This is a genomic window from Mesorhizobium huakuii, from assembly GCF_014189455.1.
GTDB lineage: Bacteria > Pseudomonadota > Alphaproteobacteria > Rhizobiales > Rhizobiaceae > Mesorhizobium > Mesorhizobium huakuii_A.
Genome location: NZ_CP050296.1, coordinates 4,045,910 through 4,066,856, shown reverse-complemented (window position 1 = coordinate 4,066,856; position 20,947 = coordinate 4,045,910). Strand labels below are relative to the sequence as shown.

The 20,947-nt window shown below is 60.7% G+C and carries 13 protein-coding genes and 1 tRNA gene; 10 read left to right on the top strand and 4 right to left on the bottom strand.

Annotation, left to right across the window (positions count from 1 at the left end; all coding sequences use genetic code 11):
* The first annotated feature begins 187 nt into the window (after positions 1-187).
* A complete protein-coding gene (locus tag HB778_RS19945; protein WP_183456288.1) occupies positions 188-11,446 on the top strand; it encodes a DUF3060 domain-containing protein in 11,259 nt (3,752 codons plus the stop codon).
* Between the two features lie 15 nt (positions 11,447-11,461).
* Here the strand turns inward: HB778_RS19945 and HB778_RS41515 are convergent, their stop codons facing one another.
* Positions 11,462-11,950, bottom strand: a complete 489-nt coding sequence (locus HB778_RS41515) for a DUF6538 domain-containing protein (RefSeq protein ID WP_244661521.1) — start codon at positions 11,948-11,950, stop codon at positions 11,462-11,464.
* An 83-nt stretch (positions 11,951-12,033) separates the two neighbouring features.
* Positions 12,034-12,108 (bottom strand) — tRNA-Thr (locus tag HB778_RS19935).
* A gap of 162 nt (positions 12,109-12,270) precedes the next feature.
* Here HB778_RS19935 and HB778_RS19930 point away from each other — a divergent pair.
* From HB778_RS19930 to yacG, 9 genes are all read left to right on the top strand, one after another.
* Entirely contained in the window at positions 12,271-12,447 is a 177-nt protein-coding gene (locus tag HB778_RS19930) for a hypothetical protein (RefSeq protein WP_096458598.1), read from the top strand.
* 128 nt (positions 12,448-12,575) lie between these two features.
* Positions 12,576-13,868 (top strand): UDP-N-acetylglucosamine 1-carboxyvinyltransferase, encoded by a 1,293-nt coding sequence (gene murA / locus HB778_RS19925; protein WP_095198253.1) that lies wholly within the window; start codon positions 12,576-12,578, stop codon positions 13,866-13,868.
* Between the two features lie 169 nt (positions 13,869-14,037).
* Positions 14,038-14,469, top strand: coding sequence for a DUF2948 family protein (locus HB778_RS19920; protein ID WP_095198254.1), 432 nt, complete (start codon positions 14,038-14,040; stop codon positions 14,467-14,469).
* A gap of 6 nt (positions 14,470-14,475) precedes the next feature.
* Positions 14,476-15,768: a histidinol dehydrogenase gene (gene hisD / locus HB778_RS19915; RefSeq protein WP_183456286.1), complete on the top strand. Its 1,293-nt coding sequence runs from the start codon at positions 14,476-14,478 to the stop codon at positions 15,766-15,768.
* 6 nt (positions 15,769-15,774) lie between these two features.
* Complete coding sequence (locus HB778_RS19910; RefSeq protein ID WP_095198256.1) at positions 15,775-16,260, top strand: UPF0262 family protein; 486 nt, start codon at positions 15,775-15,777, stop codon at positions 16,258-16,260.
* Positions 16,261-16,307: 47 nt separating this feature from the next.
* Entirely contained in the window at positions 16,308-16,718 is a 411-nt protein-coding gene (locus HB778_RS19905; RefSeq protein WP_244661520.1) for a low molecular weight phosphatase family protein, read from the top strand.
* Between the two features lie 87 nt (positions 16,719-16,805).
* A complete protein-coding gene (infA, locus tag HB778_RS19900) occupies positions 16,806-17,024 on the top strand; it encodes a translation initiation factor IF-1 (protein WP_006200926.1) in 219 nt (72 codons plus the stop codon).
* Between the two features lie 22 nt (positions 17,025-17,046).
* Entirely contained in the window at positions 17,047-17,673 is a 627-nt protein-coding gene (locus HB778_RS19895) for a Maf-like protein (RefSeq protein WP_183456284.1), read from the top strand.
* A complete protein-coding gene (yacG, locus tag HB778_RS19890) occupies positions 17,670-17,867 on the top strand; it encodes a DNA gyrase inhibitor YacG (RefSeq protein ID WP_095198259.1) in 198 nt (65 codons plus the stop codon). Before HB778_RS19895 ends, yacG begins: the two co-directional genes overlap by 4 nt.
* 16 nt (positions 17,868-17,883) lie before the next feature.
* On the opposite strand, the gene HB778_RS19885 is transcribed toward yacG, so the two are convergent.
* Positions 17,884-19,254, bottom strand: coding sequence for an alpha-glucosidase/alpha-galactosidase (locus tag HB778_RS19885; RefSeq protein ID WP_183456282.1), 1,371 nt, complete (start codon positions 19,252-19,254; stop codon positions 17,884-17,886).
* A gap of 20 nt (positions 19,255-19,274) precedes the next feature.
* Positions 19,275-20,942 carry an ABC transporter ATP-binding protein gene (locus tag HB778_RS19880; protein WP_183456280.1) on the bottom strand — a complete coding sequence of 556 codons (1,668 nt, stop codon included), beginning with the start codon at positions 20,940-20,942 and terminating at the stop codon, positions 19,275-19,277.
* Between the last annotated feature and the right edge of the window lie 5 nt (positions 20,943-20,947).

Genomic DNA, 20,947 nt, shown 5'->3' with positions numbered 1-20,947 from the left:
CAGTTGCTTTTGCCCGGGCCGCAGGCCCCTACGGACATCGCGGCCGGCCCGCCGATAAAAGTTTAGGGCGCCCTCCCAACTGGCAAATATCTAACGGCATAAATCTCGCGGAGGTCTTGAGCGGCTCCTAGCTTGGATTTCAGCTGCCTTACAGCTGCCGATTTCAAGCAAAAAACGGGAGGACGCCATGCCATCAAAAACTCTTACGACCGCCAACGATACTGTTACCTTCAACGGATCGAGCTCGAACACGGTTTTTGGGACGATCGGCGCGGGCGCGACGCTGAATAGCGGCGATCGCCTCACCGGCGGCACCGGCATTGACACGCTTAGCATCTCTGGGTCGGGATCGTTCGATCTCAACAGCTTGGCAACCTTCACCGGCTTTGAAAACGTCAATCTCACCGGCACCGGGGAGAGCCTGACCCTGAAGAATGGTCAGAACCTCACAGTGAATGCAGGCAGCGGCAATACGGTTACCCTCGGGACCGGCAATGACACGGTGACTTTCACGGGCGGCTCGAACACGGTGAACGCGACGATCGGCGCGGGTGCCACACTCAACAGCGGTGATCGCCTCACCGGCGGCAGCGGCGCCGACACGCTTAGCATCTCCGGATCGGGATCATTTAACCTCAACAGCCTGGCGACATTCACCGGCTTCGAAAACATCAATCTCACCGGCACCAGCGAGAGCCTGACCCTGAAGAATGGTCAGAACCTCACCGTGAGTGGCGGCATTGGTAACGCCGTGACGCTCGGGACCGGTAACGACACCGTCGCTTTCACCAGCGGCTCGAACACGGTGAACGCGACGATCGGCGCGGGTGCCACACTCAACAGCGGTGATCGCCTCACCGGCGGCAGCGCTACCGACACGCTGGTGATTTCCGGCGCAGGTTCTATCGATCTCAACAGCCTGGCAACCTTTACCGGCTTCGAAAACATCAATCTCACTGGCACCGGCGAGAGCCTCACCCTGAAGAACGGTCAGAACCTGACGGTCGCCGCCGGCAGCGGCAATACGGTGACCCTGGGGACCGGCAATGACACGATCGCCTTCACCGGCGGCACGAACACGGTCAACGCGACGATCGGCGCTGGCGCGACGCTGAACGGTGGGGATCGCCTCACCGGCGGCAGTGCCACCGATAGCCTCAATATTTCCGGGTCTGGCTCGTTCGACCTCAATAGCCTGGCTACCTTCACCGGCTTCGAAAACATCAATCTCTCCGGCAGCGGCGAGAGCCTGACGCTGAAGAACGGTCAGAACCTGACGGTCGCCGCCGGCAGCGGCAATACGGTTACCCTGGGGACCGGCAATGACACGGTCGCCTTCGCCGGCGGCACGAACACGGTCAACGCGACGATCGGCGCGGGTGCCACACTCAACAGCGGTGATCGCCTCACCGGCGGCAGCGGCGCCGACACGCTTATCATCTCCGGATCGGGATCATTTAACCTCAACAGCCTGGCGACATTCACCGGCTTCGAAAACATCAATCTCACCGGCACCGGCGAGAGCCTGACCCTGAAGAATGGTCAGAACCTCACCGTGAGTGGCGGCAGTGGTAACGCCGTGACGCTCGGGACCGGTAACGATACCGTCACTTTCACCAGCGGCTCGAACACGGTCAACGCGACGATCGGCGCGGGTGCCACACTCAACAGCGGTGATCGCCTCACCGGCGGCATCGGCACCGACACGCTCAGCATCTCCGGTGCAGGTTCGGTCGACCTCAACAGTCTGACGACCTTTTCCGGCTTCGAAAATGTCAATCTCACCGGCACAGGCGAAAGTCTTATACTGAAGAATGGGCAAAACCTGACGGTCAACGCGGGTATCGGAAATACCGTGACGCTTGGGACTGGGAACGACACGGTCGCTTTCGTTTCTGCCACCAACACGGTGAACGCGACGATCGGCGCAAGCGCGACGTTGAACAGTGGAGATAGCCTCTCGGGTGGCATCAACTCCGACTTGCTCAACATCTCGGGGTCGGGGTCATTTGACCTGAACACCCTGGCTAGCTTCACCGGCTTCGAGACCATACTTCTGACCGGCAGCGGCAAAAGCCTGACCCTGAAGAACGGTCAGAACCTGACGGTCGCCGCCGGCAGCGGCAATACGGTTACCCTCGGGACCGGCAATGACACGGTGACTTTCACGGGCGGCTCGAACACGATAAACGCGGCAATCGGGGCGGGCGCGACCCTGAATATTGGTGATGCCCTCGCCGGCGGCAGCGGCGCCGACACGCTCAGCATCTCCGGATCGGGATCATTTAACCTCAACAGCCTGGCGACATTCACCGGCTTCGAGAACATCAATCTCACCGGCACCAGCGAGAGCCTGACCCTGAAGAATGGTCAGAACCTCACCGTGAGTGGCGGCAGTGGTAACGCCGTGACGCTCGGGACCGGTAACGATACCGTCACTTTCACCAGCGGCTCGAACGCGGTGAACGCGACGATCGGCGCGGGTGCCACGCTCAACAGCGGTGATCGCCTCACCGGCGGCAGCGCTACCGACACGCTGGTGATTTCCGGCGCAGGTTCTATCGATCTCAACAGCCTGGCAACCTTTACCGGCTTCGAAAACATCAATCTCACTGGCACCGGCGAGAGCCTCACCCTGAAGGACGGTCAGAACCTGACGGTCGCCGCCGGCAACGGCAATACGGTGACGCTGGCAGCAGGCGACAACGGAGTGACTATCACGCTTGCGGGTAGCAGCGATACGATCAACGTCTCCGGCAACAGCGACACGTTGAACCTGTCGGGCGCACACGACGTCGTCGCGGTCACTGGCACCAGCGATACGATCAACTTCTCCGGCGCCGGCTCCTCAAGCGGCCTCAAGAGCGACAGCGATCTGACGGTCACGGCCAGCAGCACGAATGTGAACATCAGCGGCAGCGGTCACTCGATCATATTGTCCGGCGACAACGACACCATCAGCATGGCTGGCGCCGTCAACAGCACGATGTATCTGAATGGCACCGGCGACAACGTCACGCTGGCGAACTCGACCGGTGTCACCTTGGAGGGCGACAATCAAACCCTTTCTGTCTCCTCCACTGGCAGTGTCACCGGCGCAACCGTCACCGTGGCCGGTGCCCACGACAACGTGACCGTCACCGGGCAGTTCTCCGATCCGTGGGGCGTGATCGTCTCTGGAACGAACGATTCCGTTACCATCAACGGCAGCTCACCGATCCACCTTGTCTCCGACAACACCGGCGCAACGCTGGCCGCCACCAACAGCGTCATCACCATTGGAACAGGTCCTCTCCCCGGCACCGGTTCCAACGACACCGTTGCTTTGACGGGCAGCAGCGACACGGTAAACCTCTCGGGGAATAACGACACATTGAACCTGTCGGGCGGCGATCATGTGGTGACCGTCACTGGGGCCCACGACACGATCAACGTCGCGGGCACCAATGCAAGCCTGACGATTTTGGGCACGGCCGACAGCGTAAACCTGATTGCCGCCGGCACAACTTTCCATCTCACTGCTGATAACACCTTTGTGCAGACCTATTATCCAGGCGGCGGCGATACGGTGAGCATTGCGGGGAACGGTAACACTCTCTCCCTGCACAATAACAACGATACTTTGGCGGTCTCCGGAAACGGAACGTCCGTTGATTTTGGCGATAGCCATGGCACCACCGTATCGATAGTGGGCGACAACAGCTCGGTCGGATTTGGCTTCTATTCGACGTATGACACTGCCAACATTAACGGCAACAACTCGATCGTGAATGTGGACTGCCAGGCCAGCGACACGATCAATATCACCGGATCCAATAGTTCGGTGACGCTCGCATACGGCAACGGCCACGTGGTGGCGTTCGGTGCGGGCTCGGATAACAGCGTCACACTCGGAGCGGGCAGCGCGACGGTCAGTTTCTTGAGCGGCACCAACACGGTGTTCGCGACGGCGTCGACTTTGAACAGCGGCGACAGTCTGACCGGAGGCAGCGGCATTGACACGCTGACTCTGGGAGGTGCCGGTAGCTTTGACCTGAGCACTTTGGCCCACTTCAGCGGCTTCGACGATATTGACCTGGCGACCAATGGAGCAACCTCGCTTACCCTTTCCGGTGCGTTCAGCGGGACGCTCCACACCACCGGCTTCGGCAATGAGACGCTGACGTTCAATGCGGGCACTGTTGCGGCTCACATCGGGGCCGGATCCTTCAACCATGTTTATCTGGGCTCGGGCTCGACCACAATTTACGACGACCAAAGTGGGCTTGGTCATATCGGCCTTTACTATCTTTCGAGCGGGTCGGCCACGATCTACGACCAAGGCACTGACAACTTCTTCCTTTCGACCGGCACGTATCAAATCTATAGTTCCAATAATGCCAACAGCGCCTATGTCGCCGTTGATCCTTCACAATTCCACGCGGGAGATATCATCCAGGGCAGCGGGAATTCGAGTGGCAGCGTCCAGGTTTATGGCGGAAATGGTGTCTACGATCTTTCGGGGACCACGATCAGTGGCGTTCCAGATCTATATCTTCTGAATGGCGCGGTTGTTGCCGCGGAAGGCGCCATATCTCAATTCAATGAATTCATTGGATCAGGTGAGGTGCAAGCCTCGGGGACCAGCGTGGATCTTTCCGGCAAGACCGTCGCCACTGACGTCCACTTCACCAGCACCAATGCCACCGGCACCACCTTTACGGTGTCGAGCGCTGCAACCGCCTTCCAGATTAACGGCGGTCTTGGTCAAGACACGATCGCAGCCAATGGCTTCGACTTCACGGCCGCCCAGCGTGACGCAATCCTCGCCCAAGGGTCGATAGAGATCCTCGTCGACGGCACCGGCCGATACATAAATCTGACGCCGGCAAACGATGTCATACCTGTATCCTCAGCCGATACGACGGTTTTTGGCAACGCGCTGACGCTCAATTCAGGTGATCAACTCACCGGCGGCAGCGGCATTGACACGCTGGTGCTTTCCGGGTCGGGATCATTCGACCTCAACAGTCTCGCGGCCTTTAGTGGCTTCGAAAACGTCAATCTCACCGGCACGGGTGAAAGCCTGACCCTGAAGAACGGGCAGAACCTAGCTGTCAACGCCGGCAGCGGCAACACGGTGACGCTGGGAACCGGCGACAATGGAGCTACGGTCTCGGTGTCTGGCGGCAGCGGCGCGGTCAACGTTGGCGGCGCCAACGATACGGTGTCGGTCTCAGGTGACAATGAGACGGTGAACGTCTCTGGCAGCAACGATACGGTGTCGATGACGGGCATCGGTGATGTGTTGCACTTCACGACTTACAACACCAACCTGGCAGTGACGGCGACCAACGCCACCCTCTATGCCGACGGCTACCAGGGAGCCAGCCAGACGATGAGCGTCACTGGCGACAACAACTCAACCACAATCTCCGGTTGGGGCGACGTTGTCAGCGTAACGGGCAGCAATAATTCGGTGTTGGTCGGCGGCAACTACGAGACCGCGAGCGTCACCGGAGACCACAACCACATTTCCACGGACACCAACTATGGGTCCGTGACACTCACCGGCAACTATGGAAGCATCTCCCTTGACATCTACTCTCACTTCAACACCGCCACCTTGGTCGGCGACAATGGCAGCCTTACCGTAGACGGCTCATCCAACACTGCAAACGTCACCGGCAACAGCGACGTGGTGAACCTGCAGGCCGACGGTGACGTTGCGAACGTAACCGGCAACAACGACACCGTGAACGTCTCTGGCGGCAGCGACACATTGAACCTGTTGGGCGCGCACGACGTTATCGCGGTCACCGGCAGCAGCGATACGCTCAACTTCTCGGGCACCGGCTCGTCGAGCGGCCTCAAGAGTGACAGCGACCTCACAATCACTGCCAGCAGCACGAATGTGAACATCAGCGGCAGCGGTCACTCGATCGTCATGGCGGGCAACAACGACACCGTCAGCATGGCGGGCGCCTCCTTCAGCACATTGTATCTGAATGGCACCGGCGACAACGTCGCGCTGGCGAACTGGACGGGTGTCACCCTGGAGGGCGACAATCAAACCCTGTCGGTCTCCTCCAATGGCAGTGTCACCGGCGCGACCGTCACAGTGGCCGGTGCCCACGACAACGTGACCGTCACCGGACAATTCTCCGACCCGTGGGGCGTGATCGTCTCAGGGACCGACGATTCGGTTACCATCAACGGCAGCTCACCGATCCACCTCGTCTCCGACAACACCAGCGCAACGCTGGCCGCCAGCAGCAGCGTCATCACCATTGGAACAGGCCCCCTCCCCGGGACGGGCTCCAACGACACCGTCACTTTGACGGGTAGCAGCAACACGGTGAACCTCTCGGGCAACAACGACACGCTGAGCCTGTTCGGGACGAACGACAGCGTCACGCTGGGCGGGACCAACGACAAGCTGGTCTTCGGATCGAACAGCGCGAACCTGGGCGTGACGTCCACCAACAACACCATTCAGCTGACTGGCGGTGACGACGTGGTGACGATTGCGGGTGACAACAATGCCGTCGCCTTCACCGCCAGCAATACAAGCCTGACGCTGACCGCCAGCAATGGCCTGAATGCCTATCAGGTCAACAATTCGATCGATCTCCTGGGCAGCAACGACAGTGTGACCCTGGCCACCCACAACGAGAGGGTGAACGTCATAGGTGACAACAACACCGTCGTGGTTGCCCAACCCGGAGGCGACAGTGGAAACATCGTGCAGGTCAATGGGGCCAACGATACCGTCACCGTCAACGGCGATTACAGCTCGGTTGGCGTCAATGGCAGCAGTGACTTCGTGACCGTGACCGGCAGCTATGGAAGTGTGTCTGTAAACGGAACGGACAACCTTGTAGTGGTGAGCGGCTACTCAGGCACCGGCCTTGCCGGAAACGGCAACGTTCTCGTGCAAGGTAGTGGGCCAGTCAGCTACGCGAGAAGCCAAGCTGGACTAAGCCTCACCGCAAGCAACGATGGCGTCACGACAAGCGACAACACCACCCTGACCCTGTTGGGGAACAACGACAGCGTCACGCTGGGCGGGACCAACGATACCGTAAACATCTCAGGATCGAATAATACGGTTGTAATGACCGGTAACGAGGGTTTTGTATCATTTTCTGGTGCAGGATCTAACAACAATGCCGTGACGCTTGGCACGGGCGTGGACACCGTGAGCTTCGCCGGCGGCACGAACACCGTCAACGCGACGATCGGCGCTGGCGCGACGCTGAACGGCGGGGACAGTCTGGCGGGCGGCAGCGGTGCCGAGACGCTGGTGCTCTCCGCGGCGGGATCGTTCGACCTCAACACCCTTGCGGCCTTCAGCGGCTTCGAAAACATCAATCTCACAGGCACCGGCGAAAGCCTGACCCTGAGGAATGGTCAGAACCTCACGGTCAACGCTGGCAGCGGCAACACGGTGACGCTGGCAGCAGGCGACGACGCCGTTACCGTCTCTGTGTCCGGCAGCGGGGATGCGATCAACATCCACGGCTCCAATGATACGGTATCGATCATAGGCAACAACAACACCGTGGAGACATCGACCTATCCTGGTGGCGCCGAGGTAGGGAATATCACAGGAAATAGCAACAGCCTTACGCTACACAATAATTTTGACAATTGGACAATTGCTGGAAATGGAACGGCCGTTGATTTTGGCGATGGCCATGTTGCAACTGTATCCGTAGTTGGTGACAACAGTTCTATCGGATTTGGTTTTTATTCGACATATGACACCGTGAACATCACCGGCAACAACACGACCGTTAACGTGGAGTGCCAGGCCAGCGACACAGTCAACATCACGGGATCCAATAGTTCGGTCACCCTCGGATATGGCCATGATCACGTGGTGTCGTTCGGAGCTGGTTCGGACAACAGCGTAACGTTTGGAGGTGGTAGCGGGACGGTCAGCTTCACGAGTGGAACCAACACGGTATTCGCTACGCCCTCCTCCTTCGACAGCAGCGACAGCCTCACCGGCGGCAGCGGCACCGACACGCTCAGCATCTCCGGGTCTGGCACCGTAGACCTCAACAGCCTGGCGCACTTCAGCGGCTTCGAAGAGATTGACCTGGCGAGCAATGGAGCAACCTCGCTTACCCTTTCCGGTGCGTTCAGCGGGACGCTCCACACCACCGGCTTCGGCAATGAGACGCTGACGTTCAATGCGGGCACTGTTGCGGCTCACATCGGGGCCGGATCCTTCAACCATGTTTATCTGGGCTCGGGCTCGACCACAATTTACGACGACCAAAGTGGGCTTGGTCATATCGGCCTTTACTATCTTTCGAGCGGGTCGGCCACGATCTACGACCAAGGCACTGACAACTTCTTCCTTTCGACCGGCACGTATCAAATCTATAGTTCCAATAATGCCAACAGCGCCTATGTCGCCGTTGATCCTTCACAATTCCACGCGGGAGATATCATCCAGGGCAGCGGGAATTCGAGTGGCAGCGTCCAGGTTTATGGCGGAAATGGTGTCTACGATCTTTCGGGGACCACGATCAGTGGCGTTCCAGATCTATATCTTCTGAATGGCGCGGTTGTTGCCGCGGAAGGCGCCATATCTCAATTCAATGAATTCATTGGATCAGGTGAGGTGCAAGCCTCGGGGACCAGCGTGGATCTTTCCGGCAAGACCGTCGCCACTGACGTCCACTTCACCAGCACCAATGCCACCGGCACCACCTTTACGGTGTCGAGCGCTGCAACCGCCTTCCAGATTAACGGCGGTCTTGGTCAAGACACGATCGCAGCCAATGGCTTCGACTTCACGGCCGCCCAGCGTGACGCAATCCTCGCCCAAGGGTCGATAGAGATCCTCGTCGACGGCACCGGCCGATACATAAATCTGACGCCGGCAAACGATGTCATACCTGTATCCTCAGCCGATACGACGGTTTTTGGCAACGCGCTGACGCTCAATTCAGGTGATCAACTCACCGGCGGCAGCGGCATCGACACGCTGGTGCTTTCCGGGTCGGGATCATTCGACCTCAACAGTCTCGCGGCCTTTAGTGGCTTCGAAAACGTCAATCTCACCGGCACAGGCGAAAGCCTGACCCTAAGGAATGGTCAGCATCTCGCCGTCAACGCAGGAAGCGGCAACTCGGTGACGCTGGCGACCGGCAATGATGGTGTTGCGGTCTCGGTGTCCGGTAGCGGCAACGCGGTCACCGTTGGCGGCACCAGCGATACAGTAACAGTGGCAGGCGATCATGAGACCGTGACCGTCTCAGGAGCGAATGACAGCCTCACTCTTACGGGCACAGGAAACGTTGTCACCTTCTTGTCCTCGGGGACAACCTTCCATCTTAACGCTGACAACGCCTTGTTTCGGACATTACATCTGGGAAGCGGCAATGTAGTTAGCATTACGGGAGATGGAAACAACCTCAGCATTGGAAACAACTCCGACACGATAACCGTTACCGGCGACAATACTAATCTTGATTTTGGCTCCAGCCATCTCGCGACTGTTTCCATAGTAGGAGACAATTCATCTGTTTTATTTGGCTATTATGCCTCTTTAAACTCTGTCAATATTTCCGGAAACAATGCGGTCGTTCAAATTGATTGTCAAAGCGACGACGCGGTCAACATCACTGGATCTAACAGTTCGGTGAACATCTCGTATGGCAATAATCACGTAGTATCATTCGGAGCAGGATCAAACAATAATAGCGTCACACTTGGGCCTGGCAATGCGACCGTCAGCTTCGCGAGTGGAAGCAATACGTTGTTCGCTACACCGCAGACACTAAACGCCGGGGATCGCCTCACCGGCGGCGGCGGTATCGACACTCTCAGCATCTCCGGGTCGGGATCGTTCGACCTCAACAGCCTTGCGGCTTTCAGCGGATTCGAAAACTTCAATCTCACCGGCACAGGCGAAAGCCTTGCCTCGAGGAATGGGCAGAACCTGGCCGTCAATGCAGGCAGCGGCAATATCGTGACGCTAGGAGCAGGCGACAATGGAGTGACTATCACGCTTGCGGGTAGCAGCGATACGATCAACGTCTCGGGCAACAGCGACACGCTGAACCTTTCGGGCGCGCACGATGTCGTCGCGGTCACCGGCAGCAGCGATACGATCAACTTCTCCGGCGCCGGCTCCTCAAGCGGCCTCAAGAGCGACAGCGATCTGACGGTCACCGCCAGCAGCACGAATGTGAACATCAGCGGCAGCGGTCACTCGATCATATTGTCCGGCGACAACGACACCATCAGCATGGCCGGCGCCATCAACAGCACGATGTATCTGAATGGCAGCGGCGACAACGTCGCGCTGGCGAACTGGACGGGTGTCACCCTGGAGGGCGACAATCAAACCTTGTCGGTTTCCTCCACCGGCAGTGTGACAGGCGCAACCGTCACCGTCGCCGGCGCCCACGACAACGTGACCGTCACCGGACAGTTCTCCGATCCGTGGGGCGTGATCGTCTCTGGAACCAACGATTCCGTTACCGTCAACGGCAGCTCACCGATCCACCTTGTGTCCGACAACACCGGCGCAACGCTGGCCGCCAGTAACAGCGTCATCACCATCGGGGCAGGTCCTCTCCCCGGCACCGGTTCCAACGATACTGTCACCGTCGCCGGCACCCACGACCATGTCAACGTGACAGGCAACAATGACGCCGTCACGGTAGGCACCTACTATGACAATGCCGACGCCAACGAGGTTCACGTCAGCGGCAGCAACGACAGCCTGGTATTTGAGGGCGGATTCAACAACACCATCAGCATGGAAGGCGCCACTGACCAGCTGCTGGTGAGCGGCTTCTACAACACCGTCAACATCTTCGGCACCGATGGCACCTCAAGGCTCTATGGCTACGGACACACGGTCTCGGTCTCTTCAAGCAACACGACGCAGACCCTCTATGCCTACAACGACCAGATCGGCGTCAGCGGAAACGGTCTCACGCTGAACTTCATTACAGACCCCAACCCGGGCAACCCGTCCGGTAGCAACCATCTCACGGTCACCGGCTCCGGCGATACCATCTCGCTCGTCGGGCCGCAGAACACCGTGGACGTGTCGGGCAACAGTGATAACATCCTTCTTTCTGGGGCTGACAACACCGTCAATCTGCTTGGCGCCAATACAGCCATTCGGGTGGGATCACCAGATACCGGATTGAATCACGTATCCGGCTTTACGTCGGGCGACATTTTCCAATTCGATCACGCTAAATACGGCGGAGGTCTTGCGAGCGGGGGCGCTGACATTGGAATATTAGACGCATCTCATTTCGTTGCAAACGATACGGGATCGACTAATACAAACCAAGTTTTCTGGTTTAACACTGCCAATGACGTTCTTTACTATGACGCGGACGGCAGTGGGTCTGGTCAAGCTTTGGCGATCGTCGCGATGGATAGCGGGCATGTGCTTGAGTATTCCGACCTAGCCGTCGCGTGAGATTCGGGACCTCGCCTAGGCGAGGTTCAGCGAGACCCGTGTAGCTCTTGGGAGGAGACCGCCTTCAGAATGGTTGGTCGCTTGTTGCCTGTCCATCCGTTCGGATCGGCAAGAGGATTGAACTCTGTCTTTCTGTAATAAAATCAACTGTTTATGACGACGTTGTAACGATGTGACGCCCCGCAAAATGACCCCTGTGACGCCCCAAGGCGCATTTTGATAGTCTCGGCTGGCTATTTGTGGTGGAAGAAGCGGGTAGCGGCCCACAATGATGAATTGTTCGCCTGCCGCAACGGCGCGGCGCTCGCCAAGTGCGATCTCGTGCTGCAGGACAGCGACAGCGCCTGGCAACATCTTCAGGGCTGTCCGGTAGTCGGGACCGAGCGCTTTTCGCAACTCGGCCTTCCCGATGTATGGCCGGAGCTCTTTCGGAACGACAAGCCGCGCGAAATAACGGCCGTCGCGATTCAGGAGATTTCGAACACGGCCTGTCATCAATTCCATCCGATTTGTTACGGCATTTGTAACATCAGAATGGACGTAAACCCTTGTATGTCAAGGGATCCAATGATTTCAATGGGATAGACTGGTGCTGCGAGAGAGGATTGAACTCTCGACCTCTCCCTTACCAAGGGAGTGCTCTACCACTGAGCTACCGCAGCCGCTGATGGCGGGGCTTCTGCCATATCGAACCGGCAAGCGCAAGGCCAAGAACAACGCTTCTGTGAAAGCCTTTGCCGGATAGCTTTCAATGACATGGCGGCGCCACAATGTTGGCTATCCCTGAACGGCAGGTTTGGCCGGTCGCCGGCCGGGACGGGACGATGAGCGACAAGACGATATCACCGAAAAAGGGCGGCACGGACCGCAAGGACCGGCTCGCCGAGCAGTTGCGCGCCAATCTGCAGAAGCGCAAGGCGCAATCGCGCTCGCGCCGTACGGGTGAAGCCGACCAAAGGCCGGACGGGCTCGGTTCGGCCAAGGAAATACAGAAAGATTAACTCAAATCGGCCACTCTTGGCCCGGATGCTTGGAAATCCTATTTCTTGAACCGGACCGGCCAATGGTCTAGACGGGCCGATACTCAAACGATTGAAGCGGCCTTTTTGGCCGAGAGGGACGTTCTCCAATGGATCGCATCAGAATTGTCGGAGGCAACAAGCTCTCCGGAAGCATTCCGATTTCGGGCGCGAAAAATGCCGCTTTGCCCTTGATGATCGCCTCGCTTTTGACAGACGACACGCTGACGCTGGAAAACGTGCCGCATCTGGCCGATGTCGAGCAGCTGATCCGCATCCTCGGCAATCACGGCGTCGATTACTCGGTCAATGGCCGCCGCGAGAAGCAGAATGAAGGCTATTCGCGCACCATCAACTTCTCCGCCCGCAACATCGTCGACACGACGGCGCCTTACGAGCTGGTGTCGAAGATGCGGGCGTCATTCTGGGTGATCGGGCCGCTGCTGGCCCGCATGGGCGAGGCCAAGGTGTCGCTGCCCGGCGGCTGCGCCATCGGCACGCGCCCGGTCGACCTGTTCCTCGAGGGCCTGCAGGCGCTTGGCGCCGATCTCGACGTCGACACCGGCTATGTCATCGCCAAGACCAAGAATGGCCGCCTGGTCGGCAACCGCTTTGTGTTCCCGAAAGTCTCGGTCGGTGCCACCCATGTGCTGATGATGGCGGCCTCGCTGGCCAAGGGCGAGACGGTGCTGGAAAACGCCGCCTGCGAGCCCGAAATCGTCAACCTCGCCGAATGCCTCAACGCCATGGGCGCCAGGATTTCCGGTGCCGGCACCCCGACCATCACCATCGATGGCGTCGAATCGCTGTCGGGTGCGCGCGTGCGCGTCATCCCCGACCGCATCGAGACCGGCACCTATGCCATGGCGGTCGCCATGACCGGCGGCGACGTCGTGCTCGAAGGTGCGCGGCCGGAGCTGTTGCAGACCGCGCTCGACGTGATTTCGCAGACGGGTGCCGAGATCACCCAGACCAATTCCGGCATCCGCGTGAAGCGCAACGGCGCCGGCATTTCGCCGGTCGACGTGACGACCGCGCCGTTCCCGGCCTTCCCGACCGATCTGCAGGCGCAGTTCATGGGCCTGATGACCATGGCAAAGGGCAAGTCGCGCATCACCGAGACGATCTTCGAAAACCGCTTCATGCATGTGCAGGAACTCGCCCGGCTCGGCGCCCACATCACGCTTTCAGGCCAGACGGCGATCGTCGACGGCGTGGCGAAGCTGAAAGGCGCGCCGGTCATGGCCACCGATCTGCGCGCTTCCGTCTCGCTGGTCATCGCCGGCCTCGCCGCCGAAGGCGAGACCACGGTCAACCGCGTCTACCATCTCGACCGTGGCTTCGAGCGGCTGGAGGAAAAACTGTCCAATTGCGGCGCGGTGATCGAGCGGATTTCCGCCTGACGATCGGACGGCAGCCGCGTCAGACGGAGACTGCCCGTACCGCCTTCAACCCCCTGCCAATACCGCAAAACCCGAGGCGATTGCTTCGGGCGGCGGTCGTGTCGCGGTTGCGCCGGCCGGAAAGACCGCCTAACAGAAGGCTGAAACCAACCTTAGGTGCAAATTCCGCATGGCCCTCAAGCTTATCGCGCTCGACGACCAGGACCTGAGCATCGTTTCGGCTCATGTCCAGGACGCCGTCTTGAAAGTCAGCGACCTCGAATACCTGCCTGCGGCCAAACGTTTCGTGCTGACCATGAACCGTTTCGTCTGGGAGGCGAAGTCAGGCCTGTTTCGGCAGCACAATGAGCGGCGGCAGGCCGTGCTGCATTTCGACCGGGTGCTGGGCGCCAAGACCAATGGCATCGCCCGTAACAAGCCGGCCGAGGTGCTGTCCCTGCTGGCGATCAGCTTCATCGAGATCAGCAAGCCGGCCGGCATCGTCGAGCTGATCTTTTCGGGCGGCGGCACCATCATGCTCGATGTCGAGTGCATCGAGGCCCGCCTTGCCGACATAGGCGGCGCGTGGGAAGCCACGTCACGTCCTGTCCACAAGGCTTGACCGTCGATGGCCATCACGCTTCGCCAGTCTGACGCCGATTTCGAGCAACGTTTTGCCGCCTTCCTCACGACCAAGCGGGAAGTGTCGGCCGATGTCGACGCCGTGGTGCGCGACATTATCGCGCGCGTCCGCGCCGAGGGCGACAAGGCATTGATCGACTACACGCAGAAATTTGGCGGCGGCGACCTCGGCACGCTGGGCATCGCCGTCTCCAGGGACGACATTGCCAGAGCCTACACCGAGGCCGATCCGCGGACAGTCGAAGCGTTGCATTTCGCGCGCGACCGTATTCGCTCGCATCACGAGCGGCAGAAGCCCAGGGATGATCGTTACACGGATGCCGCCGGCGTCGAACTCGGCTGGCGCTGGACGGCGATCGAGGCGGTCGGGCTCTACGTGCCGGGCGGCACGGCGAGCTACCCCAGCTCGGTGTTGATGAACGCCGTGCCGGCCAAGGTCGCCGGCGTCGAGCGCATCGTCATCGTGGTGCCGGCGCAGCAAGGCATTATCAATCCGCTGGTGCTGGTGGCAGCCGATATCGCCGGCGTCTCGGAGATCTACCGCGTCGGCGGCGCGCAAGCGATCGCAGCACTTGCTTACGGCACGGAGACGATAAAGCCGGTCGCCAAGATCGTCGGCCCCGGCAATGCCTATGTCGCGGCGGCCAAGCGCCAGGTGTTCGGCACCGTCGGCATCGACATGATCGCCGGCCCTTCGGAAGTGCTTGTCGTCGCCGACGGCAGCAATGACCCGGATTGGATCGCCGCCGATCTTTTGGCGCAGGCCGAGCATGACGTCTCGTCACAGTCGATCCTGATCACCGACGATCAGGCCTTCGGCAAGGCGGTCGAAGCCGCCGTCGAACGTCAGTTGCAGAGCCTGCCGCGCGCCGAGACGGCTGCCGCAAGCTGGCGCGATTTCGGCGCGGTGATCCTGGTGCCGGCAATCGAAAAGTCGCTGCCGCTGGTCGACCGCATCGCGGCCGAACATGTCGAGCTGGCCATCGATGACGCCGAGGGCTTCCTGGCGAAAATGCGCAATGCCGGCGCCGTCTTTCTCGGCCGGCATACGCCGGAAGTCATCGGCGACTATGTCGGCGGCTCCAACCACGTGTTGCCGACGGCGCGCTCGGCGCGCTTCTCGTCCGGTCTGTCTGTGCTCGACTTCGTCAAGCGCACCTCGATCCTCAAGCTCGGGCCGGAGCAGCTGCGCGTGCTGGCGCCGGCGGCGATCGCGCTTGCCAAGGCGGAAGGGCTCGACGCACATGGCCGCTCCGTCGCCATACGGCTGAACATGTAGGCCACTATGTCGGACTACGATCGAACCCGCGCAAGGCTGATCGATGTCGAACTCGACGAATCGATCGGCCGTTCGACGCCCGATGTCGAGCACGAACGGGCGGTGGCGATCTTCGACCTGATCGAGGAGAACAGTTTTCAACCCGTTAATGATGGTGGCGCTGGCCCCTACCGGTTGAAACTGTCACTGGCCGAGCAGCGCCTGGTCTTCGCCGTGGCGCGCGAGGACGGGGCCGCAGTGGTCACCCACATCCTGTCGCTGACGCCGCTCAGGCGCATCGTCAAGGATTACTATATGATCTGCGAAAGCTATTACGATGCCATCCGCTCCTCGACACCGAGCCATATCGAGGCGATCGACATGGGCCGGCGCGGTTTGCACAATGAAGGTTCGCAGACGCTGATGGACCGGCTCTCCGGCAAGATCGACATCGACTTCGACACGGCGCGCCGGCTGTTCACGCTGGTCTGCGTGCTGCACTGGCGGGGCTAGCCCTGGTACCCGGCGCCCTGCCCCGCTCGATCCTGTTCCTGTGCGGCATGAACGCCGTGCGCTCGCCGATGGCCGAGCAACTGGCGCGCCGGATGCTGCCCGCCACCATCTTCGTCGCCTCGGCCGGTGTGCGCGCCGGTGAACGCGACCCGTTCGTCGATGCGGTGCTGGCCGAAGACGGTCTCACGCTTGGCGAACGTCATCCCAGGACGCTGGACGACCTCGAGGACGACTATTTCGACCTGATCGTCACGCTGGCGCCGGAGGCGCACCATGCCGCGCTGGAGCTCACCCGCTCGCTCGCTGTCGAGGTTGAATACTGGCCGACACAGGACCCGACCGGTGCGAGCGGCACGCGCGAGCAGATCATGGCGGCCTACCGCGATGTGCGCGAGCGGCTGAAGTTGCGCATAAGCCGACGTTTTTTGCCTCCAGAAGCAAAAAACGCGGCGGATTAAGCGTGTTCACAAGCGGACGATTATCATATAGGTTCCGCCGAAATTCCAGCCGGGGCGCTGGAACTGCCATCCAAGCAAAGGTATCGAATGCCGAAGGAAGAAGTCCTCGAGTTTCCGGGTGTCGTGACGGAATTGTTGCCCAACGCGATGTTCCGGGTGAAGCTCGAAAACGAACACGAGATCATCGCCCATACGGCCGGCCGCATGCGCAAGAACCGCATCCGCGTGCTGACCGGCGACAAGGTTCTGGTCGAGATGACGCCATACGACCTGACCAAGGGCCGCATCACCTACCGCTTCAAGTAAGATCAAGCCCGACTGGTCCGCGATGAGCATTTTGCAGAAGCTGGTGCTTGCCTCGGGTTCGCCGCGCCGCATCGAACTGTTGCAGCAGGCCGGCATCGAGCCGGACCGTATCCTGCCAGCCGATATCGACGAAACGCCGTTGCGTGCCGAGCATCCGCGTTCGCTGGCCAAGCGACTGTCGAAGGACAAGGCCGAGAAGGCGTTCGCGTCGCTGAAGACCGAGACGGATTATGCACCGAGCTTCGTGCTGGCCGCCGACACGGTGGTGGCGGTCGGCCGACGCATCCTGCCCAAGGCCGAGACGCTGGACGATGCCGCCAACTGCCTCGGGCTGTTGTCCGGCCGTTCGCACCGCGTCTATTCCGGCATCTGCCTGATCACGCCGGGCGGCAAGCTGCGCCAGCGGCTGGTCGAGACGCGGGTACGTTTCAAGCGGCTGCCGCGCGAGGAGATCGACGCCTATGTCGCCTCGGGCGAATGGCGCGGCAAGGCCGGCGGCTATGCCGTCCAGGGCCTCGCCGGCGCCTTCGTCGTCAAGCTCGTCGGCTCCTACACCAACATCGTCGGCCTGCCCCTTTATGAGACGGTGGCCTTGCTGTCTGGCGAAGGCTTTAAAACCCATCAGAGCTGGCTGTCAGCGCGGCCATGAATTCTGACTCCAAAGTCACGCCGCTGCGGCCAAAGCGCCCCTGCCCCGAATGCGGCAAGCCGTCGGCGCGCGACAGCTTTCCGTTCTGCTCGACGCGCTGCAAGGACATCGACCTCAACCGCTGGCTGAAGGGCGCCTATGTCATCAAGGCCCGCGACGACGAGGAAGAACCCGACGCCGACGAGCCCAAGTAAGGCCGACGCCCGCCGGTCAGGCCGCCTCGGTCTTGCGGCTCGTGCGCGCCCAGGCCGGCAGCCAGTCACCGTGAGCTGCGAGAAGGTCATCGACCAGTGACCAGATCTGGTCGAGGTCGAGCTCGGCCGCCGTGTGCGGATCCATCATCGCCGCATGGTAGATGTGCTCGCGGTTCTCGCTCATCAGCGCCCGCACCGTCAGTTCCTGGACGTTGATGTTGGTGCGGATCAGCGCCGTCAGCTGCGGCGGCAGGCCGCCTATATAGGTCGGCTGGATGCCGGAGGCATCGACCAGGCAGGGAACCTCGGCGGCGCAGTCGCGGGGCAGCGAGGTGATGCAGCCATTGTTGCGGACATTGCCGTAGATCACCGACGGCTCGCCGGTCCAAACCGAGTTCATGATCGAGGAGGCATACTCCCTGGACTCCTCGACCTCGATGCGCTGGGCGGAACGGTAGGCCTGCGCCTGGTCTTTCCAGCGCTCGATCTGCTCGATGCAGCGTTTCGGGTATTCGTCGAGCGGAATGCCGTATTTCTCGATCAGATCGGGGCGGCCCTCCTTGATGAAATAGGGCGTGTATTCGGCGAAATGCTCCGAGCTTTCGGTGACGAAATAGCCGAGTCTGGTCAGCATCTCGTAGCGCACCTTGTTGGGGCAGCGCGGATTCCAGCCCGGCTTGGGCGCGCGGCCCTCGCGATAGGCGCGCACAAGATCCGGATAGAGGTCGCGGTAGGAGCCGTCGGGCTGGCGGTGCTCGAATTTCAGGTAGAAGGCCATGTGGTTGATGCCGGCCGACCGGTAGCGGATCTCGTCATAAGGCAGGGAGAGGTCGTGAGCGAGTTCCATCGCCGTGCCTTGCACCGAGTGACAGAGCCCGACCTGCTTGATGTCGGGGTATTTCTCCGAAATCGCCCAGGTGTTGATCGCCATCGGATTGACGTATTGCAGCATGATCGCTTCGGGGCAGACGGCGAGCATGTCCTCGCAGATCTTCCACAGATGCGGCACTGTCCTCAGGCCGCGCATGATGCCGCCGACGCCGAGCGTGTCGGCGATCGTCTGGCGCAGGCCGTATTTCTTCGGCACTTCGAAATCGGTGACGGTGCAGGGCTCATAGCCGCCGATCTGGAAGGCGACGACGACGAAATCGGCGCCGGCAAGCGCCTTGCGCTGGTCGGAATAGGTCTCGGCCTTTGCCTTCACGCCGAGCGTCGCGATCAGCTTGTTGACGACGATAGCGCTCTCTTCCAGCCGCTGCGGATTGATGTCCATGAGCGCGATCGTCGCGCCCGAGAGTGCTGGGCGCTGCAGCACGTCGCCGACGATGTTCTTCATGAACACCGTCGAGCCGGCGCCGATGAATGTGATCCTGGGATTTCTTGCCACTTTAAACCTCCGGCACTTTGCTACGCCACGTCGAATGCGGCCCTGACGAGCCGTTCGGTGTAGGCGGTCTTGGGATTGGTGAGGACTTCGTCGACAGGGCCTTGCTCGACGATCTTGCCGTTCTGCATGACGATAACGCGGTGGCACAGCGCGCGCACCACTTTGAGGTCATGCGAGATGAAAAGGTAGCTCAGACCGCGCTCGTCCTGCAGCTTGCGCAGCAGATCGATGATCTGCGCCTGCACGGACAGGTCGAGCGCGGATGTCGGCTCGTCGAGTAGGATGAATTCGGGCTCCAACGCGATGGCGCGGGCGATGGCGACGCGTTGCCGCTGGCCGCCGGAGAATTCGTGGGGAAAGCGCGACAGGATATCGCCGGGCATGCCGGCGCTGACCAGCGCCTCGCGCACCCGGTCGAGCCGCTCGGCCCGCGTCGCGCCGATGCTGTTGACGATCAGCCCTTCCTCGATGATCTGGCCGATCGTCATGCGCGGGTTGAGCGAGGAGAACGGATCCTGGAAGACGATCTGCATACGCGAGCGAAACGGCCGCATCTCGTTGCGTGACAGGCCGTGGATCGGCTGGCCGTCGAAGCGGATTTCGCCGCGCTTGGCGTCGGTCAATCTCAGCAGCGCCTGGCCGAAGGTGGTCTTGCCGGAGCCGGATTCGCCGACCAGCCCCAGCGTCTCGTGGCGGCAAAGCTTGAGGCCGAGATCGTCGACGGCGACCAGTTCGCGCCAGTCCGGTTTCAGGAAACTTCCATGGCGCAGCATGAAGCAGACGCGCACATCATTCGCCTCGAGGATGGCGCCGCTGCCCTCAGGAAGCGGTTGCGGACGCCCGCGCGGCTCCGAGGCGAGCAGCCGCTGCGTGTAGGGGTGCTGTGGGTCCGCGAACAGCCGCTCGGTGACGTTGTGCTCGCACATCGCGCCATGCTGCATGACATAAACGTAGTCGGAGAATTTGCGCACCACGGTGAGGTCGTGGGTGATCAGGATCACCGCCATCCGCAGCTCTTTCTGCAGGTTGCGGATCAGGTTGAGGATCTGCGCCTGGACGGTGACGTCGAGCGCGGTGGTCGGCTCGTCGGCGATCAAAACGTCGGGATTGTTGGCCAGCGCCATGGCGATCATTACGCGCTGGCGCTGACCGCCCGAGAGCTGGTGCGGGTACTGTTTGAGCCGCGCTTCCGGCTCGGGAATCTGCACATGCCGCAGCAGTTCAAGCGCCCGTGCCCATGCTTGCCGGCGGCCCACCTTGCGATGCACCCGGATCGCCTCGACGATCTGGCTGCCGACCGTATAGATCGGGTTGAGCGAGCTCATCGGTTCCTGGAAGATCATCGAGATGCGGTTGCCACGCAGCTTGCGCCGCTCGCTCTCCGGGAATTTCAAGACGTTCTGGCCGTCGTAACAGATGCTCGATCTCGGCGACATGGTGGCCCGTCTGGACAGCAGCCCCATGACGGCGCGCGCCGTCACCGACTTGCCGGAACCGGACTCACCGACGATGGCGATCGTCTCGCCGCGATAGAGCTGGAACGAGATGTCCTTCACCGCTTCGACGACACCGTGCTCGACCTTGAAGGCCACCTCGATATTGCGGGCGTCGATGATGGGCTGATCCTGGCGCCCGTCATGGTCATGACGAACGATGGGTGCGAAGGACTCGGCGAGTACGACGGTCATCCCAG